Here is a 17814-nt window from a genome sequence, read left to right on the forward strand (position 1 = left end):
TCTCGTCATCTATTTTGTTGGAAATGCGAATACCAAATTTGTAATGCCTCTTGTGTTTCTGGATTTAAAATCACTTGAGGGCGTGCTTGATAAACCTGTTTTATTGCGTCTTCCAAAGTATCTACTGTGCCACTGTAAACTAGCCATGCAACTGCAATGGTTGCACTGCGCGAATAGCCTAATTTGCAATGAATATAAACAGTTCCTACTTGGCTAAGCTGTTCCATAGACAACATGGCTTTGCTGATATCATCAGGAGATAATGGTAATAAATCGATTTGAGGTTGCGCTAAATAAAGCTGATTTTGGCTAAATTTGTTTCTTGGCCACTCACAGGTTAAATCAAAGACGGCGTTCGCTTTTAATTTATAAAGAGGGCGCCCGCCTAATAAAATACCTTCAGCCACTAAACTGGGTGTTTGGCAACGCGTTAAATAATAGCGATAAGTACACCAAGCAAAAAAGCGATAAGGTAATAGGATTATCTGTGCAGAAAGGGGGATTTCACCTTGTGCATTTTTTTGAAAAATAGAAGCTCCTGCCCCTAAATAACCTAAAGTCACAAAAGTTAATGTGATGGCAGGCCAGAGAAAAATCCAAAAGAAACCTTGTAAGCCAAAAGATAACAGATAAAACACTATTGCTGATAACGCGTAGTTTTTACCAATACGTAAACTGCGTTTATTGCCTGTAAAATGCCATTTCCAACGCGAGCTTATTGGTAATAAATAACAGATAAATACGCCGACACCAAAGCCTGTAATAATATCAATAAAGTGATGTTGCCACGTTGTCAGTACAGAAACAGCAATAAGCAATGACCATAAATTTAAAAACCATTGCCATGATTTTGGAGTATGTGCGCGAAAACGTAACCAAAGTATCCACAATAAGATTATGTGCAAAGAAGGCGCTTGGTTATAAGGTAAATCGAAACCTTCTAATTGGGTAAATAACCAACCAGAAAACCCTTCTGTTTTTGGGCGAATAAAACTAAATTTTAAAGGGAATAATAAAAAACCAGTACAAGCAATAAGAGAGGCAACAATTAAACGTAGTCCATGTATAAATTGTTCTCTTAACGTTGTACAAATAATCAGTGAAATACCATAGGCAATATTCACACTCCAATAAGGAATGATTGTCCACGGTAAAAAGGGGATCGCTTTTTCCCATGAATAAACAAAAGAAGGAACATCAGATAAAGTGGAAGTATAAGTGTTAACTTGCATATAAGTTAAATAGAAAAATGGGGCAAGAAACAACAGCCATACAATACCAGCAAGCCAGATACTTTTTCTTGATGATGTTATTTGAGTGTGTTGGGTTCCACCCATACTGAAATTCCTTTCTTTGTTTATATTTATATTTTTACAATGACTTAAAACTATCGCTATGTGTTGCTATATAGCGATAGTTTGATTATTTATGGCGCATTCCGTTAGCGACGTTTTGCTATCGATACACTAAAAATACCCCAATGATCAATTTGTTGATCTAACTTTTCAAAACCTGCTTCATTGACTAAAGCATCCATTTCACCTTGACTACGGCAACGCATGATCCAAGGTTGTCCGTTTTGGTGACTAGGTAATACACGCGCAATCATTTCAAGCTGAGGGTGCCAAGGTTGGCAGGTATAAATTAATAAACCGCCACTTGGGATGGCTTGCGATAGTCCTTTTAAAGACTCTTTTAGCAGATGATTTTCAGGGAATAATTCATAAAGTCCGCTGACAATACCTAAAGTTGGTGACGGAGAAACAGCACTCAAGCTTTCTGCATCAAAGGCGTTACCTTCTTCAAAACGTACTTTGTCTTCTAAGTGGCGCTCTTTAATCGCAATGTTGCCTTGTTCAACGTTAATGGCGCTATAATCACGCATTAAAATTGAATCGACCTTACCATAATCGTTAATTGCATCAAAAAGATAGCGCCCTTGTCCTGCTGCGATATCCATAATATGCACCGGCATATTATTTTGTATTAATTGGCGAATTGCGTAGCGGATTGTATTTTCAATATTGATTTTACGTTGGCGAATACCTTGCCAACCAATGCTATTTAAATATTGTCTATCGACAATACGACCAAATAATCCTTTCCCTTGAGGCTGATTACGGTAGACATAATCCAGCGTCGATCCGGAATCAAAACCTTTATCATAACCCAGAGTAACACCTTCAGATGCTTTACCTAAAGTGCTCATAGAGCGACTAAGTACTTTGTAATAAAGTCTTTTTGGACAATATTTAGGAAGTGGCGTTTGTAATGCGCGATAAACATCTGCACTATGACTCCAAGTATCTTCATATTGGTAATCATGTTGATAAAGTGGTTGTGCAAATAAGGTTTCAATAAAACTGCGCATTTTATTGATAGGAATAACTCTGTCTTTCTCACCTAAAGTATCGTGGTAAAAGCCCGGTAAGACATGCTTTTCTTTGATAGATGTATTTAAACGTTCATAGAAAAGGTGTTGAGGCTTGGCGTGAACCACATGATCATTGCCTGAAATAAATAACTGTGTTGGTAAAGTAATTGCACTTGCATCTTCAACAACACGATCAGCCGTTTTATAAAGCTCTAATAAAATATTGACGGCAATAGGGCGAGTGATCAGCGAGTCTTGATTAAAAGAGTCGATGCGACTTTGATCATGGGTTAAGTATTTGGCTTTCACGTATGAATTAACATAAAAAAGCCCGCGAACTTTTTGCATTAGGGCAAGGCCTGTGCGTGCAAAAGGAACATATAACTTCACTTTAAATGCAGGAGAAGCCAACACCATGCCGCGGATCTTAGGGGCATAATCATGTACCCAACCGGTAACTAAAACGGCACCTACACTTTGGCCAACAACCAGAATATTCTCCATTGGAATATTATAGTTGGATGAAACGTAATGAACGAATTCGTCTATATCTTTTATTGAAGTTCCCATTGATGGGCTATAACCGCGAGCGCCTTCATTTTTACCATGTCCACGAGCATCCCAAGCAAACATTGAAAAATCAGGAAGATCTAACTCATCCACTAGATGAGAAACACGACCTGAGTGTTCATGACCTCGGTGAAATAAAATAATTGCTTTTGGTTCAGTGGTAATTTGAGCAGGCCAATGGCGATAATACAAAGGTGTTTTATCGCTGGTGGTAAATTCAGACTCAATCATATTCCTTTGAGTTTGATATTGCGGTTGTTGATTCATAACGATGTATCCTTATCTTTATCTGTCATCGTTGCTTCTTTTAGTGCGCGATGAATTCGGTGATAACAAGTCAACAAAAGTAATAAATTAATAATAATAAAAAGATAATGCGTGTTTTCTGATAATGTCAGTGAGGGGAATAATCCGATAAAAAAGGCGATTGCACCGAAAATAAAGGCTCTATCACTTTTTCCCATCGGGCCATCATAACGACGAGAAGCATGTATAGTTTGGGCAAGCACACCTAAGAACTCAGTCATTATCATTAAAAAGAGTGCCAGCATGATCCACCAATAGGCTTGTGGAAAAATAAAAGCAAAGGGTAGATAGAGTGCAATGTCTGAAATAACATCGCTGGCTTCATTTAATATCGCTCCAAGCGCACTTTTTTGATTATGTTCTCGTGCAAGCATGCCATCTATGGCATTAAGTGCCATACGAAAAAAGAGAACAAAAGGGAGCAATAAAAATAAATGAGGGTAAGGATAGAGCAAAAGTAACCCACCAACAGTAATGGATAACAGTAAGGCAAAAAGCGTGACCTGATTTGCTGTGATCCCTTTTGTGAATAACTGTTCTACATAAGGGAGTAATAGAGCTTGGAATTTAGGTTTTAGGTCATAAATTGTCATGACGCATCCTTGTGTTCAAAAGTGCGTATATTACCTCATAATCATAATTTTATTATTAGCTGATTTTTATCTTATTGAATATCTTTATTTCAATGCTTTAATTTATTTACGATTTAAACATAAAACTAAGACTTAAAATTTACTTGAGTTAATAATTATTTAGCTCTCAAAATAAAGAGAAAATAAGATATGCAAAATTCTAATTATCAGACTGTTCTGTGTCTGTTTTATTCTCTTTATTTTAAAAATGATTAAATTTTCTTTAGTAATATGTACGTAATTATAATTAGAGAATTAATGGGAGGAAATGAAAATAAGAGCTATTAAATACCTTATAATAACTAATGAAATTAGTTTAATTTATTATAAATATTATTTTAGATAAAATTTAAATCTAACAAGAAAGTATCAATAGTGTAGTTATCTGTATTGAGTGATTAGTGCAAAAAAACTAGATAATGATAATTATTATCATTATCATAATTAGCGCTGTTAGGTACAGCTCTAATCATCTATCAAACTAATAACCATACAAAAAGATACTACTATTATGATCCATTTCTTAGCAAAAAATGATGCTTATCGTCAGGGAATTGGGATATTTTCATTTTCGTCATCAGCGATAGCATTATTATTGACTTCACTCACTTCGTTAAATAGCTATGCAACTGAAAGTGTAAAACCAGAAATAACGACATCCACAAAGTCGGAAAGTCCTGCACAACCCAAATCACGCGAAAAGATTATTATTGAACCTATCTATGTATCAGGTGAACTCAACTCAAGTGTTGATGCGGGAAGTACCGTTCTGACGTTAAAAGATATCGATAGAATTCAGCCTAATAATATTGCAGAGCTGGTGGATAAATTACCCGGAATTTCATCATCGGGTTCACCAAGACCGGGCGGTCAAACATTAAATATCTGGGGGATGGGCAATCCTGAAGATATTAAAATTACCCTTGATGGTACGCCTAAAACCTTTGAGAAATATCGCCAAGGTTCAATTTTTATTGATCCTGAATTAATCCGTCGTATAGATGTTGATAAAGGGCCTCATAATATTACTCAAGGAAATGGCGGTTTTGGTGGTTCGGTGAGAATTGAAACCAAAGATCCCGATGACTTATTACTACCCGATCAGAATATTGGGATGTTTTTAAAATATGGTCACCATACCAACGATAGACAAAACCGTTATAGTGGTGCGGTATACGGTAAATTACTGGATGGGCAAGCAGACGGATTGTTCTATTTTAACCGTCGTGAAAGTGACGATCTGCGTCGCCCTGATGGGACTAAATTTGGCTATTCACAATCAGATCAAGATTCTTTTTTAATTAAAACTAATATCTATTTAACCGAAGCACAAACATTAACGTTATCGGCATCACGATCAGAAAGTGACGGTTGGACGCCTTGGGCGGCTAAACGTGATGAATTGGCTAAACCTAGCCAAGCTGAAGTGGATAAATATGGTTTTGATGCAGCGATGAAACGCAAATTAGTTTATCGTGATCAAAAAGATGACACCTTCAGTGTGAAATGGAATATTCAGCCAGTTGATTCTGATTTAATTAATCTAACGTTTACCTACGGTTATTCAAAAACCAAACAAAATGATAGTCGTCCAGAGACCGCAAGCTCCTATTTTAGTGGCAGTATGGGCAATCAAAGTTGGGTAGATTATCGAAATCATCAAATTGAAATTAAAAATGAAAGTACCGTTATGCAAGGTGCTTTAGAGCATAAGGTATTAGTAGGAACACGTTGGCATCGTAATGATCGTGATGTCTTAATGTTTACTCGCGATAAAGCTAAAAATCCAAATTATAACTATGGATATTATGCGCCTCCTTATATGCCAGAAGGTACGCAAACGACAACCAGTTTTTATCTTCAAGATTCGATGAGTTATAGAAATCTGACGATAACGCCGGGCGTTCGCTACGATATCGTTAAAAATCAAGGCAAGGGAAGTCGGGCTATTACCTATCAAGATCCAGATCCCTATTATGGTCATGATTACTCTGATGTGACTTATAGCGGGGCAACACCTCATTTAGGTTTATTATGGAAAATGAATCAGAATTTCAGATTCTTTGGTGATTTAACCTATACATGGCGCGCTCCATTGATTGATGAGCAGTATGAAGTACAAGGAAGTATTTCTAGCTTAACAGGAACGAGTCGTCATCTAGACAAAGAAACTGTAAGGGCTGCACGAATTGGTGCAATTGCGGATTTTGAAAGTGTTATTCAGCAAGAAGACCAACTGCAATTAAGAACAACACTGTTTGATACTCGTGGTAAAGACGAAATTTTCCGTCGCCGTGGTGTCTATTGTGAAAGTCAAAAGGTGGATGGACATAATGGAAATTGTCCACCTTCGATTGGTAATTACCGTAATTTACCGGGCTACCATATCCAAGGGCTGGAAATCGAAGCCTTTTATAATAGCCCTAATGTATTCGGCCGTTTAGCATATTCAACAATGAAAGGAAAACGTGACCAATCACCGCGTGACCCGTGGTTTGGCCAAAAAACATGGATTGCTGAGATACAACCTGACGCTTTACATGCCACTCTTGGCGTAAAAGTACCCAGTATTAATGTCAATATGGGATGGACAGGTGATTTTATTGGTGCTCAACGCCGTTCACCAATGGATGCCGATCCTGATGCAGGATATTGGTCACTACCAAAAAGTAAAGGTTATGCAATTCACGGTTTATTTGCGAATTGGGAACCCTCTTTTATAGATAATACAGAAGTTCGTTTTACGGTCGCAAATTTATTTAACCGAGATTATTACCCTTATTTAGGTGAATCAGTTTCGGGTGTAGGACGTGATTATCGATTTACTGTGGTAAAACGTTTCTAATATTACTGAAAGTAAAAATGCTAAAGTGCCCCTAATAATAGTTGAACAACTCATTGTTAGGGGCACTTTGCTTATGAAAAATTGCATGTTAAATAGCTTATTGTAAATATAAATGAATTTTTTAGTGACCCGTATTTTGTTTTAAAGGCGCCTTACTTGGTTTTATAAACCAAACAACGACGGCAAATATTAACATCAAAATACAAGCTAAAGCATAAAAATCATTAGTTGCTAACATCATCGCTTGCTGATCAACTAATAATGAGAACTGATTTAATGATGAATCTATTGTTGAATTAGGCATATTATTAATATCAATAATGCTGACAAGCTCTGCGCGATTGACTTTACCTTGATGTTCCCAATAAGTTTGAGAAAGTGATCCCCCAATTGCCATCGACATAACTCTAAAAAAGTTTTGTAATCCTGCACCATTAGTGACTTTTTCACTTGGTAAATCTGACACACCAAGGCTGGTCAAAGTTACTATGCAAGCGGGAACACCCGCACCTAAAATAAACATTGGAAGTGCTATTTCCCAATAACCTACATCAATGGTAAAAAGTGCACGTAAATAAAATGATAATGCCAATATGCACAGGCCACAGGTTACAATCCATCTAGGATCTAATTTTTGTAAAAGTTTTCCTACAATAGGGGAGGTGACAACAGATAATATTCCCATTGGTGCTATCACAAGCCCAGCCCAAAAAGCGGTGTATCCCATTTGTTGTTGTAACCAAATAGGAGAGATGACAACGTTACCAAAGAATAAACCAAACATTAGGCTTACTGCTAGCGTTGAAAGGATCCAGTTTCTTGATTTAAAAACAGAGAGATCGACAATAGGGTTTGCATCAGTGAGCTCCCAAATAACAAAAAATATAAGGGAGATAACAGAAATAACGGCACAAATGATAATAAAAGATGAGGAAAACCAATCCAGCTCTTTTCCTTTATCTATCATTAGCTGTAATGCACTAACAAAAATAATTAAGAGCGTTAATCCTACAATATCAATAGGAATTCGTTTTTTTTCTGTTTCACGAGAGCGTAATAAAATCCAAGCTGAGATCCCAATAAGAATACCAATAGGTAAATTGATATAGAAAATCCAAGGCCAACTATAATTATCACAAAGCCATCCACCAAGAATAGGGCCTATAATGGGAGCGACAACAGTTGTCATTCCCCACAATGCGACGGCAATAGTCGATTTATCTTTCGGATAAATGGAGATTAATAAAGTTGCTGATAATGGAATTAATGGACCACCGGACAATCCTTGTAATATACGAAATAGAACAAGACTTTCTAATGACCATGAAAGGCCACATAGTAATGAAAAAAACATAAAAATAATAACACACGAAATAAATAATCTTATTTGCCCAAATCGTTTAACTAACCACCCCGCAAGAGGTACAGTAATTGCTTCCGCAACAGCATAAGAGGTAATAACCCACGTTCCTTCTGTCGTTGAAATACCTAGGTCACCAGAAATAGTGGGAATAGACACATTGGCGATAGTGGTATCAAGAACAATCATAAAATTAGCCAGCGCAATGGCAATCGTGCCCCAAATGAGTGGGATACCTTTTAGTGGTTTATTTTCCATATTCATTTAGTTACCTCTTTTAAATCAAGAGCTGAATATGTTGGATCTAGATTAACGGTTACATGCATTGAGAGACCAACTCTTAATGGATGTTTTTGTAACATTTCTTTGTCTAACTCAATACGTACTGGTACACGTTGAACGACTTTGATCCAGTTACCTGTGGCATTTTGAGCTGGAATTGCAGCAAAAGCTGAACCAGAACCACCTGATAAACCAATAACAGTACCTTTATAAAGCACCTTGCTTCCATAAAAATCTGATATTAATTGTACGTGTTGTCCTGAGCGTATTTCAGAGAGTTGTGCTTCTTTAAAGTTGGCATTAACATAAATCTTATCAATAGGTGTAATGGTCATTAACCGTTGACCTGGCTGGATTTTCTGTCCTATATCAACATTTCGTTGGCTGACTATTCCATCAATAGGAGCATGAACAATAGTTCGACTTAGATCTAATTGTGCTTGTTTCAGTTTTGTTTGTGCTTCAAGCAAATCAGGATGAGTTTCGACTGTTACCCCATCAATTAATGTGGCATGGGTTTTTAATTCTTCGATAGCAGAATTGTGATTAGCTTTTGCTACATTAACACGAGCTTCAGCTTGGTTGTACATTGCTTGAGCAATAGAAAAAGAGGCTTCAGCATTGGTCAATTTTTCTTGTGATGTAGCATCTGTTTTTGCCAAATTACGTTGTCTATTCAGATCAAGTCTGGTGCGTTTTAAATCTGCATTTGCTCGAGTAACATCAGCCTGTGCAGCATTTAAATTTGCAGCTTGGCTACTGACTTTTTGTTTTAATACTAAATTATTGGCAAACAGTTGTCTGACGGAACGTTCGGTGCGTGCTAAACGAGCTTGTGCTTGTTCGACGGCTAATACAGCATCGGCATTATCAAGAATAACGAGAATATCACCTGTTTTTACAAACTGAGTATCATGAACTTGCACTTGTGCTACAGGGCCTGAAACTAATGAAGTCACATCTGCAATTTCAGCAGCTGTATAGGCATTTTCTGTTTCAACCGTATTTGGTGAGAAAAACTCTGACCATATCCACCAAGTTGTTGCTGTCAAAACCATGAGCAATAGTGCTGTTGTTAGCCCTTTGCGACGCATTCTTTTCTTATTAGAATGGCTTTTTTCTTGCTTTTCTTCCACTGTAGTATTCATGATTTTTTTCCTTATTATTTGAGATTTCATCACAATATTTTATTTATTAATCTGTAATTCAGGAGACCATCCACCACCTAAAGCACGGTAGAGTGAAACAACAGAAAGAGCAGAATTCGTTGCACTATCCACTAAATTAGATTGGCTGGAGAGTAAAGAACGTTGTGAGATAAGTACTGAAGTAAAATCACTTACTCCTTGTTTATAGCTATTTTCCATCATGTTTAGTGCGGATTTATTCTGTTCAAAAGCAAGTTGTAGTTGCTCATGACGGTTTTTTTCGGTGATATAAGAGCTCAACGCATCATCAACTTCATGCCAAGCCTTTAAAACAGTTTGCTGATATGCAATACCCGCAATACGATGACGCGCTTCACTAAGTTCTAAATTACGCTGTAAACGACCACCTTGGAAAATAGGCAAATAGAGTGATGGTCCAACAGAAAAGCGTCGAGAATCCCAACTACCTAAATCTGATAATTCAAATGCTTGTAAGCCAATATTGCCTGTTAAGCTTATTCGAGGGTAAAAATCAGCTCTAGCAGCACCGATATCGGCAACAGCAGCACGTAGATTTGCTTCAGCTTGTAAAATATCAGGGCGTTGTTTAGCGAGATCAGAAGAGATGCCTACAGGTAACAATGCTGGCATTGAAGGTAAATCTTTAGGCACAAGTAAGGAAACTAGCTTATGAGGTGGTTTTCCTAATAATAATGCTAATGCATTTATTGATGAGTCACGTTGTTGTTGCAATTGCATCAATTGAGCTTCTATTTGTGCTAACTCAGCGCGAGTTAATGCAACATCAGAAATTGTTGCTACACCATTTTTTTTCCTATCTTCAGCAATGGTGAGTAATCGCAGTGCAATATTGCGATGTTCCTTATATATTTTTTCTTGGGATTGAATTCCTCTAACAAGTAAATAAGTTCGAGCAACTTCAGCTGAAATCGAGTTTTTAGTCGCAATCATGCCAAAATGAGTTACCTGAAGTTTAGCCAATGCAGCCTCATTTTGATGGCGAAGATATCCCCATAAATCCAATTCCCAACTTGCTTGGAGGCCTAAACTCCATGAGTTACTTGCAGTAGAGGGGGCTCCAAGTATGGAAAGAGGTTCATTTTTACTAATCGCTTGGCGAGAATATCCACTAGAAGCATCAAGTTGTGGCAAGCGAGATGCAAATACTAGTCCAAGTTGAGCTCTGCTTTCTTCAACACGAAGAAGGGCTGTTTGCAAATCAAAATTTGATTTGGCTGCTTCCGATTCAAGAGTGACCAAGATAGGGTCATTAAATAATTCCCACCATAAAGTTGGCATGGTTTCTGTTATTAAAGTGGTATCCCCTTTTTTATCTGCATCGTGTACAAGTAATGAAATATCAATATGTTCAGCTGAATATGTCGGAATGTCAGATGTATTTACACACCCTAAAAGCGTAAGCGCTAAAAGAAGTGCGAGATGCTTTTTTTGAAAAAAACGTGGGTAAGGATAAGTCTGTTTCATAAAGATCCTTTAGCTACTAGCGTAGACTCAATTGGGCGCGTAAAATAAACTAAACCGATCGGTACTGTAATGTTAATAATTAATCTATGTCAATAAATATAATTATCAAGCATTTTTATTTATTTTCCTTAAAAAATGTACCGATCGGTTTATTTGATGATAGACTGTAAATATGCTAGTTTTGTGTTATCTGATTTTTTAATTGATGAGCGACAATATGATTTCACCAAAATCAATCACTACAGCCGATGAAAAAGAGTTAGCAGTACTTAACGCGGCTACAGAGATATTTTTTGTTCATGGTTTTAGTGCCGCGACAACAGATATGATCCAACGTAAAGCGGGGGTATCAAAGGCGACAATGTATGCGTGTTTTCCTAGTAAAGAAGCGATATTTACAGCCGTGATTGATAAAGAATGCCGTATAATGGGACATGCATTTAATACGATGGAAATTGTTGACGGCAATATAAAAGATGCACTTACTCAACTTGGCGTATCTTACTTACAATTAGTTTTTTCACCATCATCAATTGCATTATTCCGCCTGATTGTTGCTGAGGCACCTCGTTTTCCTGAAATAAGCCACCGATTTTATTTAGCTGGACCAAAACCTGTTATTGATAAAATCACTGATTATTTTATCAGTGCTGCGAATGCAGGAAAAATTAATATTAATGCTATCGGTGCTAGCCAAGCAGCGCAGCTTTTCACTAGTATGCTACGTGGAGAAGGGCATTTGGAATATTTAACTCACCCCACACCAACACCTTCAATGGCAAGGCAAGATTTGTGGGTAAAAAATGCGGTAGACACTTTTTTAAAGGCATATGCCAAATAGAAGACGTCTTATAAAAATAGTAGTTAATACAGATAGTTTAAGGATCTTTTCTTATTATTATTGATAAACTTGAGAAGGACCTTTAATTTAAAATTTTAAAAAGTCACATAAAGGTGAATAGATAGGTTTTTATAGAAAACCCCATGAAAAATAATATGGGGTTTATTGTAAGTTCAAAGAGTAAGACTTAATGTATTGAATTAATAACCATGTGATGCAGAAGTTGCAATCATCGCCATCATAGTTGTGAAGAAGAAAATAAAGAAAAGAACAGCCATAACAATACTAATAATAAAGTAAACAAAGCCAGCTCTGTTCCATGTTTCTTGCACTTTCATAAAGGTTTCAACAGAATCATAATCACCACTTTTCCAAGCCCACTCATTCCCTTTAATACCACAGACAAAAATCCAAACAAGATTAAGTAAAGGAACAAGCGCTAATAATGGAAGATAGGATTTATTACCAAAACCCCAAATAATATTAAACATGAAAGCACCCCAGTTCCAACGTTTAATTTCTTCAGGTACGGGCTTGTTAGTGTAAGACACAGTTTATTCCTTATCTAAAATAATAAATATAAAAATGAGAATGCCAAAATGGCAACTGGAGAAAAGGATAATCATAATTGAAGAAATGAGAGAATGAAAGGTGGGTATGTCTCTGCCATTAATAAAAAGAATAATCTTAATAATAAAATAGTATTAAGATGACTTTTAATTTTTATATAAACTTATTTTATCTAATTACATGTAAATTTAGTTTTTTATAAATAAAAACAGGCCACAATAATGTGACCTGTTTTGTGACAATCTTAAATGAAGATTATTTATTGATTATTTTGCAGCAGCTTGAGCTTGTTCAATCCAACCATCAAAGGTTTTTTGATGTGCTTTGATCCATGCATTAGCATGACGTTCAATATCTGCCTGTGATTTTTGACCATTATGCATACGTAAGTTTTGCGCATTAATATCGGCAACAGACACTTTCATAACTTCAAAGAGTTTTGCCGCAGCAGGATTTTCTTCAGCCCATTTTTTATTTGCTGCAATATGCATGGTACTTGGTGGAAAGCCATAGTTTTTACCATTTGCTAATGTGGTATCGGTTTTATCATCACCCGGTAATGAAGAGAAAGGCACTTGTAACCAAACAACATCTTTACCTGGTTTTAATACATCACTTATCCAGTAAGGTGTCCATGTGTAATAAAAAATGGGTTTGCCTTCTTTATAGCGAGTAATGGTATCTGCCATCATTGCCGCATAGTTACCTTGGTTATGTGTAACAGATTTTTCTAATCCATAGGCTTTTAAGTGATTGTTAATCGCTTCTTCACAACCCCATCCCGGATTACAACCCGTTAAATCGGCTTTACCATCACCATTGGCATCAAATAATTTGGCAATTTTAGGATCTTTTAATTGCTCAATATTCGTAATGTTATATTTCTCTGCCGTTTTCTTATCAATCAAGTAACCTTGAGCGGCATTAACGACATAATCCCCTTTACGATAAAAGGTATTATCACCTCCTGCCGCTGCATATTGTGAATTATGAAGAGGAACCCAACTGACTGCCATAAAAGTGGCATCACCATTGGCGATAGAGGAATAAGCAACGTTATAGTCAACTTCTTTAATTGGCTGAACGGTGTAACCTAATTGTTCTAGTGCTTTATTAACGATTAAAGTTTGAAATGTTTCTTCAGAAATCGTACTTTGCACGGGTTGAACCGAAATCCCTTTTCCAGGTAAATCAGCAGCGGATAACTGGGTGCTTATCAGTGTGGCGGACAATACTGTTGCCCAGAGAACTGGATTACGCATAGTTTTTCCTTCTGTTGTTATGGTAAGAGATAAATAGCGACAGCGAACTGTCGCCTCTATTTCTTATATTGATTGAACGTGATGTTCTTTATTGATTTTTAATTAATAGTAAAAATATTTATTACGATGCTTTTTTGCCAAAGAGTCGATAAATTAAACCGATAGGTCCTGTCATATACCAGCATCGATTGCCTTTATGACGGCTGTTTTGACCTAAAGATTGTGTTAATCGGTCAAGGATAATGGCAAGAATAACAATACCTGCACCCCCTACGGCAGCCAGTCCCATATCAAGACGACCTATACCGCGTAATACCATTTGACCTAATCCACCAACGGCAATCATTGAGGCAATAACAACCATTGAAAGTGCTAACATTAGCGTTTGGTTTACACCTGCCATAATCGTTGGCATGGCGAGAGGTAATTGCACTTTAAACAGCATTTGACGAGGATTTGCACCAAATGATTGTGCTGCTTCGATTAAATCTTCAGGGACTTGTTTGATCCCCAAAATGGTCAATCTCACAATTGGAGGTAAGGCAAAAATAATAGTGACCACAACGCCGGGTACGTTACCAATACCAAATAACATGACGATAGGAACTAAGTAGACAAACGCAGGTGTTGTCTGCATCGCATCGAGTAAAGGCCTAACAATTTTGGATGCTCTATCACTGTTAGCCAGCCATATTCCTAATGGAAGCCCGATAATAAGACAAAACAGTAACGAGGTTAGTACCAATGCAAGGGTAACCATGGCTTCAGACCAAGCACCAATCGCCCCAATTAATATTAATGAGATAAAAGAAGTGACACCCATGACTTTGCCTGAAAGCTGCCATGCAATCAGAGAAAACAGAATAATGGCGATAGGTGCTGGCATTGAAGTTAAGAAATTTTCAAAACCACTTAAGACCAAATCAACCGGTACACGGATACCTTGGAAAACAGGGCGAAAGTGCAACACAATCCAGTCAATCGCATCAGTAACCCATGAATCTAAGGGGATCAGCGTATTATGAAACGGATCCATTAGATTGAATGAATCGGGTGCTACATCTGTTGGTGTTGCATCTAACCAATCACTGCCAGAGGATGAGGTATCAATATTTTCAGTACCACTGCCAGCACCCCAAGGATCAGCATCTGTTGATGAACTGTCGGCACTACTCCAAGGATCACTTTCTGTTGTAGTGGTATCAGTTGTTGCCCAAGGATCATCATTTACGTTATTAGTTGTCTCTTGTGCCGTTTTGTTTGTTGTGGCTTCTTGGATATTTGTATCCAAAGCCACATCTTTATCTGTTGTATTACTCATTTGGCGTCTCCTTATCCAGTGCTTGTAATAACATTCCTTTAGAAATTAAGCCGATATAACGGTTTTTTTCATCAATAACAGGAATTGCACAGGGAGATTGTGCAACAGTTGAAATCAGCTCGTTTAACGGTGTATCACCATTAATGGCACAAGGCTCAGATAAAATAGCTGACTCAATAGGTTGTTTATTTTTCAGCGCCTCTTCAAGAGATGTGACAGAAACGATGCCAATAAATTTTCTTCCTCGTTCAATGAGATAGCCAAAGTTTCTATCTTCATCTTCGAGTACTTTTAAGGCAGATCGAGGACCAAAACCGGGCGCAACATGCAGTAAGGTTTCAGGGCGACGTTTGGCTATATCTTTTGCACTAAATACGTGGCTAATATCAACACCACGGAAAAAAGTACGCACATAATCATTTGCTGGATTGTTAAGTATTTCATCTGGTGTACCCGTTTGAACAACAACGCCACCTTGCATAATGGCAATTCGGTCGCCAATCCGCATAGCTTCATCCAGATCATGGGAGATAAACACAATGGTGCGCTGTTTATCACCTTGTAAGCTTAATAACTCATCCTGCATTTCTGTACGAATTAATGGATCGAGTGCTGAAAAGGCTTCATCCATCAATAAAATATCGGGATCATTAGCAAGTGCACGCGCAAGACCGATACGTTGACGCATCCCACCAGAAAGCTCATCAGGCCAAGAGTTTGCGTAACTGCCCAAGTTGACTTGCTCTAAGGCATCCATCGCTTTTTTATAACGCTCATCTTTGCTTAATCCCGCGAGATCCATTCCAAATGCGGTGTTATCAAGCACGTTCATATGGGGCATTAGTGCAAATGACTGAAACACCATACTGATTTTTTTACGGCGCACTTGTCGTAATTCTTTATCCGACATAGTGGCAATATTTTCACCATCAATAAGCACCTCTCCCTTTGTTGGAGAGATCAGACGATTGAGAAGGCGGACTAGTGTGGATTTACCTGAACCAGATAATCCCATGATGACAAATATTTCGCCTTCTTCAATTGCCAGATTTGCATTTTGAACGCCCACTGTAAGCCCTGTTTTATCAAAAATCTGATCTTTATTCATACCAGACTCTAATAATTCAAAAGCGCGTTTAGGGTGCTCGCCAAATACCTTGTAGAGATTTTTTACTTCGAGTTTAATTGCCATGCAATATATAGTTTCCTATTTAAATATTGAAAGGAATAAATTAAATGTTAATTAATAAGTGTTGTTGTTTTTCCTAAATAAGATTTTTAGTAAGGCAAATACCCTACCACAATGATTGAGCCTGACAACCCTATGTTAATTATAATTAATTAAATAATTTAGCTATATTTTCTTTATTTTTAATATGATTAATAATTAAATAAAGTGAAATAAATAAAATTTATTAAAAGATATATTTCTCTCTAACTGACTGAAATAACTTTGTTTTTAGAGATATTGCTATTTTGATTAGGATCTCAATAAAAATGAAGACTCAATATCAAAATAGAAGAGGGGAAAAGAGAAAAATTAAATGAAAAAAAATCACTATACATTAGTAAGATTAATATTTAATATCTTGTGATAAGGATTATATACTGGAAATAGGCTAGAATAATTCGAAAAAAATTGATTTTTTGACAATATTGAACGGCAAAAATCAATCAATTAGATTGTTTAGTGAACAAATAAAAATGCACCAAAAAATAATCTATATTTTTCAGTGCATTATGTTTTATATGTGATACATAATTAAATTGAATGTATTTTGTTGTTTCTTTTACCTTCAACTAAGTTAATAAACCTTAAAAATCCCAATCATCATCTTCAGTGTTAATGGTTTTTCCAATAACATAAGATGAACCTGAACCAGAGAAGAAATCGTGATTTTCATTTGCATCTGGCGATAATGAAGAAAGAATTGCAGGGCTTACATTTGTTATTTCATCAGGGAATAAAGCTTCATACCCTAAATTCATTAATGCTTTATTTGCATTGTAATGAAGAAATTTTTTGACATCTTCTGTCCAACCTACCGTGTCGTAAAGATCTTCGGTATATTTCACTTCATTGTCATATAAATCTAATAATAATGAGAAAGCAAAATCTTTAATATCTTGCTTCTCTAATTCGGATTTATTTAATAACTGATTTTGAAATTTATAGCCAATATAATAACCATGAACGGCTTCATCTCGAATAATAAGACGAATTAAATCGGCTGTATTGGTTAATTTCCCTCGGCTTGACCAATACATGGGTAAATAGAATCCTGAATAAAATAAAAAGGATTCTAAAAAGACGCTGGCGATTTTTTTCTTTAAAGGATCTTCATCTTGATAATAACGCAAAATAATTTCTGCTTTCTTTTGTAAGTAAGGATTTTCCTCACTCCAGCGGTATGCTTCATCGACATCAGTTGTTAAGCAGAGTGTGGAAAATATTGAACTGTAAGAGCGAGCATGAACCGCTTCCATAAAGCAGATATTAGATAACACGGCTTCTTCATGTGGCGTGAGTGCATCAGGCATCAAAGTGGGCGCACCTACGGTATTTTGGATCGTATCAAGCAAAGTTAACCCTGTAAAAACACGAATTGTGAGTTGTTTTTCAGCTTGAGTCAGCGTGTTCCATGAGGGGATGTCATTAGAGAGTGGAATTTTTTCAGGTAACCAAAAATTCATGGTTAAGCGATTCCAAACTTCTAAATCTTTTTCATCTTCAATGCGATTCCAATTAATCGCATTAACGTGGCTTAATAAAGGTGATGACATGCTATGTTCTCCT

13 protein-coding genes are annotated in these 17814 nt (G+C 36.7%); 2 read left to right on the forward strand and 11 right to left on the reverse strand.

Annotated features, from left to right (window positions below; genetic code table 11):
• Nucleotides 1-5: 5 nt before the first annotated feature.
• From D7029_RS05035 to D7029_RS05045, 3 genes are all read right to left on the reverse strand, one after another.
• On the reverse strand, nt 6-1337 hold the full coding sequence (locus tag D7029_RS05035; protein WP_194952017.1) for a phosphatase PAP2/dual specificity phosphatase family protein: 1332 nt from the start codon (nt 1335-1337) through the stop codon (nt 6-8).
• A gap of 104 nt (nt 1338-1441) precedes the next feature.
• Nucleotides 1442-3211, reverse strand: coding sequence for a bifunctional alpha/beta hydrolase/class I SAM-dependent methyltransferase (locus D7029_RS05040; RefSeq protein ID WP_194952018.1), 1770 nt, complete (start codon nt 3209-3211; stop codon nt 1442-1444).
• On the reverse strand, nt 3208-3843 hold the full coding sequence (locus D7029_RS05045) for a CDP-alcohol phosphatidyltransferase family protein (RefSeq protein WP_194952019.1): 636 nt from the start codon (nt 3841-3843) through the stop codon (nt 3208-3210). The genes D7029_RS05040 and D7029_RS05045 overlap by 4 nt, the downstream gene beginning before the upstream one ends.
• 550 nt (nt 3844-4393) lie before the next feature.
• Between D7029_RS05045 and D7029_RS05050 the strand changes: the two genes are divergently transcribed.
• The gene (locus D7029_RS05050; RefSeq protein ID WP_194952020.1) at nt 4394-6727 is read left to right on the forward strand and encodes a TonB-dependent hemoglobin/transferrin/lactoferrin family receptor; all 2334 of its coding nucleotides are present in this window, start codon (nt 4394-4396) and stop codon (nt 6725-6727) included.
• Between the two features lie 121 nt (nt 6728-6848).
• Here the strand turns inward: D7029_RS05050 and D7029_RS05055 are convergent, their stop codons facing one another.
• The 3 genes from D7029_RS05055 to D7029_RS05065 are packed head-to-tail and all read right to left on the reverse strand — an operon-like array spanning nt 6849 to nt 11023.
• Nucleotides 6849-8351, reverse strand: a complete 1503-nt coding sequence (locus tag D7029_RS05055) for a DHA2 family efflux MFS transporter permease subunit (RefSeq protein ID WP_194952021.1) — start codon at nt 8349-8351, stop codon at nt 6849-6851.
• A complete protein-coding gene (locus D7029_RS05060; RefSeq protein ID WP_194952022.1) occupies nt 8348-9517 on the reverse strand; it encodes an HlyD family secretion protein in 1170 nt (389 codons plus the stop codon). Before D7029_RS05060 ends, D7029_RS05055 begins: the two co-directional genes overlap by 4 nt.
• A 39-nt stretch (nt 9518-9556) precedes the next feature.
• On the reverse strand, nt 9557-11023 hold the full coding sequence (locus D7029_RS05065) for an efflux transporter outer membrane subunit (RefSeq protein ID WP_194952023.1): 1467 nt from the start codon (nt 11021-11023) through the stop codon (nt 9557-9559).
• 217 nt (nt 11024-11240) lie between these two features.
• Here D7029_RS05065 and D7029_RS05070 point away from each other — a divergent pair, with 217 nt between their 5' ends.
• Nucleotides 11241-11864 carry a TetR/AcrR family transcriptional regulator gene (locus D7029_RS05070; protein WP_194952024.1) on the forward strand — a complete coding sequence of 208 codons (624 nt, stop codon included), beginning with the start codon at nt 11241-11243 and terminating at the stop codon, nt 11862-11864.
• Nucleotides 11865-12064: 200 nt separating this feature from the next.
• On the opposite strand, the gene D7029_RS05075 is transcribed toward D7029_RS05070, so the two are convergent.
• The 5 genes from D7029_RS05075 to nrdF all read right to left on the reverse strand — a co-directional run bounded on the left by D7029_RS05075 (nt 12065) and on the right by nrdF (nt 17801).
• Nucleotides 12065-12415 carry a ribonuclease G gene (locus D7029_RS05075; RefSeq protein WP_088493467.1) on the reverse strand — a complete coding sequence of 117 codons (351 nt, stop codon included), beginning with the start codon at nt 12413-12415 and terminating at the stop codon, nt 12065-12067.
• Between the two features lie 285 nt (nt 12416-12700).
• The gene (proX, locus tag D7029_RS05080) at nt 12701-13696 is read right to left on the reverse strand and encodes a glycine betaine/L-proline ABC transporter substrate-binding protein ProX (RefSeq protein WP_088493466.1); all 996 of its coding nucleotides are present in this window, start codon (nt 13694-13696) and stop codon (nt 12701-12703) included.
• A 121-nt stretch (nt 13697-13817) separates the two neighbouring features.
• Nucleotides 13818-15017: a glycine betaine/L-proline ABC transporter permease ProW gene (proW, locus tag D7029_RS05085; protein ID WP_194952025.1), complete on the reverse strand. Its 1200-nt coding sequence runs from the start codon at nt 15015-15017 to the stop codon at nt 13818-13820.
• Nucleotides 15010-16209, reverse strand: a complete 1200-nt coding sequence (proV, locus tag D7029_RS05090) for a glycine betaine/L-proline ABC transporter ATP-binding protein ProV (RefSeq protein ID WP_194952026.1) — start codon at nt 16207-16209, stop codon at nt 15010-15012. The genes proW and proV overlap by 8 nt, the downstream gene beginning before the upstream one ends.
• A 623-nt stretch (nt 16210-16832) precedes the next feature.
• Nucleotides 16833-17801 (reverse strand): class 1b ribonucleoside-diphosphate reductase subunit beta, encoded by a 969-nt coding sequence (nrdF, locus tag D7029_RS05095; protein WP_194952027.1) that lies wholly within the window; start codon nt 17799-17801, stop codon nt 16833-16835.
• Between the last annotated feature and the right edge of the window lie 13 nt (nt 17802-17814).

The sequence above is a fragment of the Proteus vulgaris genome, from assembly GCF_016647575.1.
In the GTDB taxonomy this organism is placed as follows: domain Bacteria; phylum Pseudomonadota; class Gammaproteobacteria; order Enterobacterales; family Enterobacteriaceae; genus Proteus; species Proteus mirabilis_B.

Excerpts from the sequence above, each read along its gene's own strand:
- D7029_RS05045 (WP_194952019.1), bottom strand. The coding sequence starts at position 3,843 with ATGACAATTTATGACCTAAAACCTAAATTCCAAGCTCTATTACTCCCT.
- D7029_RS05035 (WP_194952017.1), bottom strand. The coding sequence starts at position 1,337 with ATGGGTGGAACCCAACACACTCAAATAACATCATCAAGAAAAAGTATC.
- D7029_RS05070 (WP_194952024.1), top strand. The coding sequence starts at position 11,241 with ATGATTTCACCAAAATCAATCACTACAGCCGATGAAAAAGAGTTAGCA.
- proW (WP_194952025.1), bottom strand. The coding sequence starts at position 15,017 with ATGAGTAATACAACAGATAAAGATGTGGCTTTGGATACAAATATCCAA.
- D7029_RS05050 (WP_194952020.1), top strand. The coding sequence starts at position 4,394 with ATGATCCATTTCTTAGCAAAAAATGATGCTTATCGTCAGGGAATTGGG.
- D7029_RS05060 (WP_194952022.1), bottom strand. The coding sequence starts at position 9,517 with ATGAATACTACAGTGGAAGAAAAGCAAGAAAAAAGCCATTCTAATAAG.
- D7029_RS05040 (WP_194952018.1), bottom strand. The coding sequence starts at position 3,211 with ATGAATCAACAACCGCAATATCAAACTCAAAGGAATATGATTGAGTCT.
- proX (WP_088493466.1), bottom strand. The coding sequence starts at position 13,696 with ATGCGTAATCCAGTTCTCTGGGCAACAGTATTGTCCGCCACACTGATA.
- D7029_RS05055 (WP_194952021.1), bottom strand. The coding sequence starts at position 8,351 with ATGAATATGGAAAATAAACCACTAAAAGGTATCCCACTCATTTGGGGC.
- nrdF (WP_194952027.1), bottom strand. The coding sequence starts at position 17,801 with ATGTCATCACCTTTATTAAGCCACGTTAATGCGATTAATTGGAATCGC.
- D7029_RS05065 (WP_194952023.1), bottom strand. The coding sequence starts at position 11,023 with ATGAAACAGACTTATCCTTACCCACGTTTTTTTCAAAAAAAGCATCTC.
- proV (WP_194952026.1), bottom strand. The coding sequence starts at position 16,209 with ATGGCAATTAAACTCGAAGTAAAAAATCTCTACAAGGTATTTGGCGAG.